Here is an 8179-nt window from a genome sequence, read left to right as displayed (position 1 = left end):
TCGGCTCCGGCCTCGTCCCGGGTGCCGTGTCCGGCGATGAGCAGGGCGGGCGGGGGGGTGGTCACGATTTCTCCTCGGAGTGCGAATCGGCGTACGGATCGGCGTACGAAGTGGGGTGGTACAGCAGGGCGTTCAGCGCGGCCGCGGCGACCGCCGACCCGCCCTTCTCGGACACGTTGCTCACGGCGGGCAGTCCGCTCTCCCGCAGCGCGGCCTTGGACTCGGCCGCCCCGACGAAGCCGACGGGCAGCCCGACGACGAGCGCGGGCGAGGCGTCGAGGGTGAGCAGCTCCTCCAGCGCGGTCGGCGCACAGCCGATCACCCAGAGCGCGCCGGGCCCGACCTGCTCGTACGCCAGCCGCATGGCGTGCGCGGAGCGCGTCAGCCCGGGACCGGCGACGGCGTCCTTCAGCCGGCACACGGTCCGGCGCCGGGTGATCCCCGCCGCGACCATCTCCACGTCCACGACGACCGGCGCCCCGGCGTGCAGCGCGGCGTGCGCCCTCACCAGCTCGCCCTCGTCCATGACGAGGTCGGACGCGTACTCCAGATCGGCGGCGGAGTGGATGACCCGCTCCACCACCGCCCGGGTCAGCGGCGGGAAGTGCGAGGTGTCCAGCCGGGCGCGCAGCCGCCGGAAGGACTCCTGCTCGATGGGGTGCACGACACGGCTCACTTCGGCTCCTCCTGTGACGACGTCCCCTGCCAGCGGTAGCCGCGCGGCGTCACCATGCGCCCGGCGATCTCCCGGGTCGCGGTGTTGCCCACCGTCACGACCGTCATCATGTCGACCGTCGCCGGGTCGAGAGCCGTCAGCGTGGTCAGGCGGCTGGACTCGTCGGCCCGCGACGCGTTGCGCACGACCCCGACCGGCGTCGCCGGCTCCCGGTGCTCCGCGAGGATCGCCAGCGCCTTGGGCAACTGCCAGTCCCGGCCCCGGCTGCGCGGGTTGTAGAACGTCACGACGATGTCCGCCTCGGCCGCCGCCCGCACCCGCCGCTCGATGACCTCCCACGGCGTGTGCAGGTCGGACAGGCTGATCGACACGTGGTCGTGGCCGAGCGGCGCCCCCAGGATCGCCCCGGCCGCGAGCGCCGCCGTCACGCCCGGCACCCCGACCACGTCGATGTCGTCGGACGCCTCCGCCAGCGCGGGCGAGGCCATGGCGTACACCCCGGCGTCCCCGCTGCCGATCAGCGCCACGGCGTGCCCGCGCCGGGCCTCCTCGACCGCCGTGCGGGCCCGCTCCTCCTCGGCGCCGAGCCCCGACTCCAGGACCCGTGTGCCGGGCCGCAGCAGGTCGCGGATCTGCTCGACGTACTGGTCGAGGCCGACCAGCACGGAGGCCCGCCGCAGCTCGGCCTGCGCGCGCGGCGTGACCAGGTCCCGGGCGCCCGGCCCGAGCCCGACCACCGCGAGCCGCCCGCGCCCCGGCCGCCGTACGACGGCACAGGTCGCCATGGCGGGGCTCGCCGCCGACTTCCGCTTGGGCACGAGGAGTTCGCCGCCGCGCACGAGCGCCGCCGCCTCCGCGACGGACGGCGTGCCCACGGCGGCGAGCGGCGCGTCGGAGGGGTTGGGCACGTCGATGCCCGCCAGTTCCCCGGCGGAGTACGTCACCAGGGGCACACCGAGCCGCTCGGCCGCCCCGACGATCCCGGGCTCCTCCGCCTTGGCGTCCACGGTGGCCAGCTCGGCGACCGACGCGGCGGACAGCCCGGCGCCACGCAGAGCCGCCTCGACCAGCCCGAGCACCTCGTCGGCCGGCGCCCCCTTGGAGGCGCCGACGCCGACGACCAGGGACGGCGGACGCAGCACGGCCTCGCGCTCGGCCGGCTCCACCAGACGGTCCGTCAGCCGGACCGTGTACGCCCCCTCCTCGGCGACGGGCAGGGGCGGCAGCGGCCACCGCACCTCCGACCGCAGCGCGACCGGCTCGCCGTCCAGCAGAGCCCGCGAGACCCCGGCGACATCGCCCTCCACGGGCAGCCCGAGCGTGTCCAGGCCGGCCAGCCCGACGGCGTCCGTCGCGGTCGTCACCACGGGCTCGGCACCCAGCACCCCGCCGACGGCACGGGCGAGTTCGTTGGCGCCGCCCCCGTGGCCGCCGACCAGCGACACGGCGAACCGCCCGCCCTCGTCGACGCACACAACACCGGGATCGGTCCGCTTGTCGCCGAGCAACGGCGCCACGAGCCGGACCACGGCACCCGTGGCCAGGAAGCACACGAGCTGCTCGCACTCGGCGAACGCGGCCCGTACGCCGTCCGCGACGGGACCCTCGTACACGCGCGTGCGGTCCGGCCACGCCGCGGCCAGCCGGTCCCGCGCGGCCGCGCCCGCCGCGGTGGCGGAAATGAGGCCGATCAAGGGGCAACTCCTTCGGTACGGCTGTGCGGCCTCACGCCCCACAGCAGGAAGACGGGATTGGTCGCCGCGAGCCGGGTCACGTCCCCCGGCAGCGGCGCGAGCCGGGACGACTGCAACAGCACCCCGTCGCACTCCAGCCCGGCGTCGAGCAGCGCCCGGCGGGCCGCCGGCACCCGGTCCAGCGCGGCCATGGCGACGACCACGGCCCGCCGCGCCCGCCGCGCGCACTGCGCGACGATGGCGGGCAGTTCGGGTCCGCCACCGCCGACGAACACGGCGTCGGGGTCGTCCAGGTCGGACAGCACCGTGGGCGCCGCCCCGTGCACCGCCCGGACGTCGACGCCGTGCGCGGCGGCGTTGGCGCGGACGCGCGCGACACCGTCCGGCGTCTTCTCGACGGCGGTGACGGCGGCGCCCAGCCGCGCGCACTCCACGGCGACCGACCCGGAGCCCGCGCCGACGTCCCAGACCAGGTCACCGGGGCGAGGGCCGAGCCGGGCCAGCGCCAGCGCCCGCACCTCGAACTTGGTGATCATCGAGTCGCGGTGCGCGAACTCGGCCTCGTCCAGCGCCCACCCGGCGGCTGTCGGCCGCGGCGGCCCGGCGACCGTCCGCACCGGCCCCAGCGTCCGCGCCTCGTCCAGGCACAGCACCACGCTCACCGCCGCCCCCCAGTCACGGACGGCGGCCTCGGCGGGCGTCACCCGCTCCACGCGCTCCTCGGCGGACCCCAGCGCGGAGGCGACGACGAGGACCCGCGGGTCGGCCCGCAGCGCGGCCCCCAGCTCCGCCGGACCGGCCCCGGGCCCCGTCAGCACGGCGACCTTGGGGTGCGCGCGGCACACGTTCACCGCCGTCCGCAGCTCCCGCCCGTGCGCACTGGCCACCACCGCGTCGTCCCACGGCAGCCCGACCCGCGCGAACGCGGCGGCGACGGAGGAGACACCGGGCCGGACGTCGAGCCGCTCCGGCCCGAACCGCTCGGCCAGCGCCCGCACGATCCCGAAGAACCCCGGGTCCCCGGAGGCGAGTACGACGACCGCCCGCTCCTTCGCGACGTACTCCGCGACCGTGTCGAGGGCGGGCGCCAGCGCTCCGAGGACGACCCGCTCGGCCCCCTCCGGCAGCCGTACGGCGTCCAGATTCCGCCGCCCGCCGACGACCAGCTCCGCACCGGCGGCGACGTCCGCGCCGGGCGGCGCACCGGCCCCCATCCCCACCACGGTGATCACGTGCTCGCACCCCGCGTGCGCAGCTCCCTGCGAGCCTCCGGGTCGGCCTTCCGATAACCGTGGAAGTGCCCCGGGTGGTACAGGTGCGAGCGGGTGCCGTGCGCGTCGAGAGCCGGGCCGACCAGGAAGAGGGTGTGCTTCCAGAGCTTGTGCTCCTTGACCGTCTCCTCCAGCGTGCCGATCGTGCACCGCACGACCAGCTCCTCCGGCCAGGTGGCCTGGTAGGCGACGACCACCGGGGTCTCGGTCGGGTAGCCGCCCTCCAGCAGCTCCCGCACCAGCTGACCGCTGCGGGCCGCCGACAGGAAGATCGCCATGGTCGTGCCGTGCTTCGCGAACTCGCGGACCTCCTCCCCGGGCGGCATCGGCGTCTTGCCGCCGCCGAGCCGGGTGAGGACGACGGACTGCGCGACCTCCGGGATGGTCAGCTCCCGCCGCGCGAGCGCGGCGACCGCGGAGAAGGCGGAGACGCCGGGCACGATCTCGGTGGCGATGCCGATCTGCGCGCACCGGTCGAGCTGCTCCTGCGTGCCGCCCCAGAGGGCCGGGTCCCCGGAGTGGATGCGGGCCACCCGCAGGCCCTCCTGCCGGGCCCGCCGGTAGACGGCGACGACGTCCTCCAGCGACATCGTCGCCGAGTCCAGGATCTCCGCGTCCTCGCGCGCGTGCTGGAGGACCTCCGCCTGGACCAGGCTCGCCGCCCAGATCACGACATCGGCCTCGGCGATGGCACGCGCGGCGCGGAACGTCAGCAGGTCGGCGGCGCCGGGACCGGCACCGACGAAGGTCACCCTGCCGGGGGAGACGTCGGCCGCGGGAGCACCGGCAACGGAAGCCTCGGGAGCCACGGAAGCCATGGGATGGGGTCCTTTCCTACGCATATTTACTGCGGTTGTCGCTGTCGTGCGCACGGATACGCGCTCTGATCGGATAGCAAGGGCCCATGGCGGTCTTCGTCGCGCTCGGCGCGTTCCTGATGACGCTGGCCGGCGGCTGGACGGCACAGCGCGTGACCGACCGGCGCCACCTGGTCCTGGGCCTGGCCGGCGGCCTGATGCTGGGCGTGGTCGGCCTCGACCTGCTGCCGGAGGCGCTTCACGCGGCGGGCGACGAGGTGTTCGGCGTGCCCGAGGCACTGCTCCTCTTCGTCGCCGGATTCCTGCTCGCGCACCTGGTGGAACGCCTGCTGGCCGCCCGCCGCGCCGCGCACGGCGCCGACGAGCACGGACAGCGTTCGCCCCAGGTGGGCCTGACGGCCGCCGCCGCGATGGTCGGGCACAGCGCGATGGACGGCGTGGCGATCGGCGCGGCCTTCCAGGTCGGCGGCGGCATGGGCGCGGCGGTCGCGATGGCCGTGATCGCCCACGACTTCGCGGACGGCTTCAACACCTACACGCTGACCACCCTGTACGGGAACGCCCGGCGCCGCGCGGTCGCCATGCTGTTCGCCGACGCCGTGGCGCCCGTGGCCGGTGCCGCCTCGACCCTCCTCTTCTCGATCCCGGAGGGCGTACTCGGCGCGTATCTCGGCCTGTTCGGCGGCGTACTGCTCTACCTCGCCGCCGCCGAGATCCTCCCCGAGGCCCACCACGAGCATCCCGCCCGCTCGACCCTGCTGTGCACGGTCGCGGGCGCGGCGTTCATCTGGCTGGTGGTGGGCGTGGCGGAGTGACGAGCCCCGGTTCACAACTTGCCGCCCCGCCCGCCCTCGCGCGGCGCGGGCGCGATGAGCGTCGAGAGGTAGGGCAGCGGCCCGCCGTCCAGCTCGGCCGCCGCCCGTACGGACTCCTCCGGCAGCCCGAGCGCCGACCCCCACACGGCGTCGTCCAGCCGCCCGGTCTCCCGCAGTGCCTCGGCGACCTCGCCCGCCTGCCGGCCGAACTTGTAGGCGACGACCGTGCCCGGCCCGTTCAACGCGTCCTTGAGCACGGCGGCCCCCGCGGTGACCGGCACCAGCGTCAGCGGCTCGGTGCCCTCGGTCAGCACGGCACCGGACCGAGCCGCGAGATCCTGCATGGCGGTGATGCCCGGCACGGTCTCCACGACGGTGCCCGGCACGAGGTCGCCGACGGTCTGCGCGAGATAGGTGAAGGTCGAGTACACGTTCGGATCGCCGATGGTCGCGAAGGCGACGCTGCCGTGCTCCCGCAGCAGAGCGGCGACCCGCTCCCCGGCCGCGTCCCAGGCGGCCTCACGCCGGGCCCGGTCGGTGCGCTCGTTCAGCGCGAACACGACCCGGACGACCTTCTCGGCGCCCACGTAGTGCAGCACGGTGGCTTCCGCCCGCCCCCGCTCGCCGCCGTCCTTTCCATCAGGTGCAGCCATGACGGGTACGACGACGACCTCGGCGGCCCGCAGCGCGTTGACCCCCTTGACGGTCACCAGTTCGGGATCCCCGGGCCCGACCCCCACCCCGATCAGCCTGCTGCTCATGACGTCCGGCACCTCTCCACGAACCGACGGGCGACACCGGGCTCGGACGCCCAGTGCGTGTGCAGATAGCTCGCGTGCACACCGCGCTCCACAAATCCCTCGACGCGCCGCTCGGGCGCACGCACCCCCCACGCCGGTGCCGCCCCGGCCCCCGGCTCCACGACCGTCCGGTGGAACTCGTGCCCCCGCATCCGCGTCCCCGCGACGGCCAGCGCGCTGTCGCTCACGGCCACGGCGTCCCGGTAGCCCAGCGTCAGCCGCTCCGTCATCCGCGCGGAGGCGTCCAGCACCCCGCACATCGGCAGCCCGTCCAGCTCCCGGCACAGATAGAGCAGCCCCGCGCACTCGGCGGCGACGGGAGCGCCGCTCGACACCAGCTCGGCGACGGCCTTGCGCAGCGGCTCGTTGGCGGCCAGCTCGGACGCGTACACCTCGGGGAACCCGCCCCCGACGACGAGCCCCCGAGTGCCTTCCGGCAGCTCCTCGTCCCGCAGGGGATCGAAGGTGACGACCTCGGCCCCGGCGGCGGCGAGCAGCTCGGAGTGCTCGGCGTAGGAGAAGGTGAAGGCGGACCCGCCGGCGACGGCGACGCGCAACGGGAACCCGTTGTCCGACCGAGTCGGTCGGTGGGTGGGCGACGGCCCGGGGGTCCAGGGCGCGGAGCCCCCTGGCAACGGCCCGGCAGCCCGCGCCAGCGCCACCAACGCCTCCAGATCACACCCGTCGGAGACCAGCGCCGCCATCGCCGCGACGGCGTCGACCGCCTCCGGCCCCCGCTCGGCGACCGGCACCAGCCCCAGATGCCGCGACGGCGTCTCCACCAGCGCGGCGCGGCGCAGCACGCCCAGCACCGGCACCCCGACGGAGTCCAGCGCCTCCCGCAGCAGCGCCTCGTGCCGGTCCGACCCGACCTTGTTGAGGATCACACCCCCGACCCGCACCTCCGGGTCCCAGCTCACGAACCCGTGCACCAGCGCCGCCACCGACCGCGACTGCGACGACGCGTCGACGACCAGCACGACCGGCGCGCGCAGCAACTTGGCGACGTGCGCGGTGGACGCCAGCTCACCCTCCCCGGCGGCACCGTCGTACAGCCCCATCACACCTTCGACGACCGCGATGTCGCAGCCGCGCGCCCCGCGCAGGAACAGCGGAGCCACCAGCTCCGCCCCGCACAGGTAGGCGTCCAGGTTCCGCCCCGTCCGCCCCGTGGCGAGCGAGTGGTACCCGGGGTCGATGTAGTCGGGCCCGACCTTGTGCGGCGACACGGCGAGCCCGCGCCCGGCGAGCGCGGCCATCAGCCCCGTGGCGACGGTGGTCTTGCCGCTGCCCGAGGAGGGGGCGGCGACGACCAGCCGGGGAACGGAGGGCGAGGTCACCACTCGATGCCCCTCTGCCCCTTCTGCCCCGCGTCCATCGGGTGCTTGACCTTGGACATGTCGGTGACGAGGTCGGCGAACTCCACCAGCTTCTCCGGAGCGTTCCGCCCGGTGATCACGACGTGCTGGGTCCCGGGCCGGTCCCGGAGCACGGACACGACCTCGTCGGTGTCGATCCATCCCCAGTGCATCGGGTAGGCGAACTCGTCCAGCACGTACAGCCTGTACGTCTCGGCGGCCAGATCCCGCTTGACCTGCTCCCAGCCCTCCCGGGCCTTCTCCTCGTTGTTCATCTGCGCGTCGCGCTGGACCCAGGACCAGCCCTCGCCCATCTTGTGCCAGTCGACGGACCCGCCCTCACCGCTGGCGCCCAGCACCCGCAGCGCGTTCTCCTCGCCGACCTTCCACTTCGCCGACTTGACGAACTGGAACACCCCGATCGGCCACCCCTGGTTCCAGGCCCGCAGCGCCAGCCCGAAGGCGGCGGTCGACTTGCCCTTCCCCACACCCGTGTGCACGACGACCAGCGGTCGGTTCCGCCGCTGGCGCGTCGTCAGTCCGTCGTCCGGTACGACACTCGGCTTGCCCTGCGGCATTACGCGGCCCTCCTGCTGCCCTGAACGTCCCTCACCAGACCTGCGATGGAGTCCGCCCGCAGCTCGTCGAGCGTCACCGCCGTACCGCCCAGCTCACCCGCGAGCTGTCCGGCCAGCCCCAGCCGCACCGGCCCCGACTCGCAGTCCACGACGACGGAGGCGACCCCGT

The 8179-nt window shown here is 75.0% G+C and carries 8 protein-coding genes; 1 reads left to right on the top strand and 7 read right to left on the bottom strand.

What is annotated here, in order from left to right:
• Window positions 1-61: 61 nt before the first annotated feature.
• Genes EBH09_RS07945 through cobM form a run of 4 tightly spaced genes read right to left on the bottom strand, consistent with a single transcriptional unit; the run spans window position 62 to window position 4459 of the window.
• Window positions 62-676, bottom strand: a complete 615-nt coding sequence (locus EBH09_RS07945; protein WP_121746342.1) for a precorrin-8X methylmutase — start codon at window positions 674-676, stop codon at window positions 62-64.
• Window positions 673-2370, bottom strand: coding sequence for a precorrin-3B C(17)-methyltransferase (cobJ, locus tag EBH09_RS07940; RefSeq protein WP_121746341.1), 1698 nt, complete (start codon window positions 2368-2370; stop codon window positions 673-675). The genes EBH09_RS07945 and cobJ overlap by 4 nt, the downstream gene beginning before the upstream one ends.
• Window positions 2367-3602 (bottom strand): precorrin-6y C5,15-methyltransferase (decarboxylating) subunit CbiE, encoded by a 1236-nt coding sequence (gene cbiE / locus EBH09_RS07935; protein ID WP_193776189.1) that lies wholly within the window; start codon window positions 3600-3602, stop codon window positions 2367-2369. The genes cobJ and cbiE overlap by 4 nt, the downstream gene beginning before the upstream one ends.
• A complete protein-coding gene (gene cobM / locus EBH09_RS07930) occupies window positions 3599-4459 on the bottom strand; it encodes a precorrin-4 C(11)-methyltransferase (RefSeq protein WP_193776188.1) in 861 nt (286 codons plus the stop codon). The genes cbiE and cobM overlap by 4 nt, the downstream gene beginning before the upstream one ends.
• 86 nt (window positions 4460-4545) lie before the next feature.
• Between cobM and EBH09_RS07925 the strand changes: the two genes are divergently transcribed.
• A complete protein-coding gene (locus EBH09_RS07925; RefSeq protein ID WP_121746340.1) occupies window positions 4546-5274 on the top strand; it encodes a ZIP family metal transporter in 729 nt (242 codons plus the stop codon).
• Between the two features lie 11 nt (window positions 5275-5285).
• Here the strand turns inward: EBH09_RS07925 and cobI are convergent, their stop codons facing one another.
• Genes cobI through cobO form a run of 3 tightly spaced genes read right to left on the bottom strand, consistent with a single transcriptional unit; the run spans window position 5286 to window position 8010 of the window.
• Window positions 5286-6035, bottom strand: coding sequence for a precorrin-2 C(20)-methyltransferase (gene cobI / locus EBH09_RS07920; protein WP_121747287.1), 750 nt, complete (start codon window positions 6033-6035; stop codon window positions 5286-5288).
• Window positions 6032-7417 (bottom strand): cobyrinate a,c-diamide synthase, encoded by a 1386-nt coding sequence (locus EBH09_RS07915; protein ID WP_121746339.1) that lies wholly within the window; start codon window positions 7415-7417, stop codon window positions 6032-6034. The genes cobI and EBH09_RS07915 overlap by 4 nt, the downstream gene beginning before the upstream one ends.
• On the bottom strand, window positions 7411-8010 hold the full coding sequence (gene cobO / locus EBH09_RS07910; RefSeq protein WP_121746338.1) for a cob(I)yrinic acid a,c-diamide adenosyltransferase: 600 nt from the start codon (window positions 8008-8010) through the stop codon (window positions 7411-7413). The genes EBH09_RS07915 and cobO overlap by 7 nt, the downstream gene beginning before the upstream one ends.
• Window positions 8011-8179: the final 169 nt, after the last annotated feature.

The sequence above is a fragment of the Streptomyces sp. E2N166 genome (assembly GCF_003671715.1).
Classification (GTDB): Bacteria; Actinomycetota; Actinomycetes; order Streptomycetales; family Streptomycetaceae; genus Streptomyces; species Streptomyces thinghirensis.
Note: the sequence above shows the minus strand (reverse complement) of the source record. Positions and strands in the feature narration are given on the sequence as shown.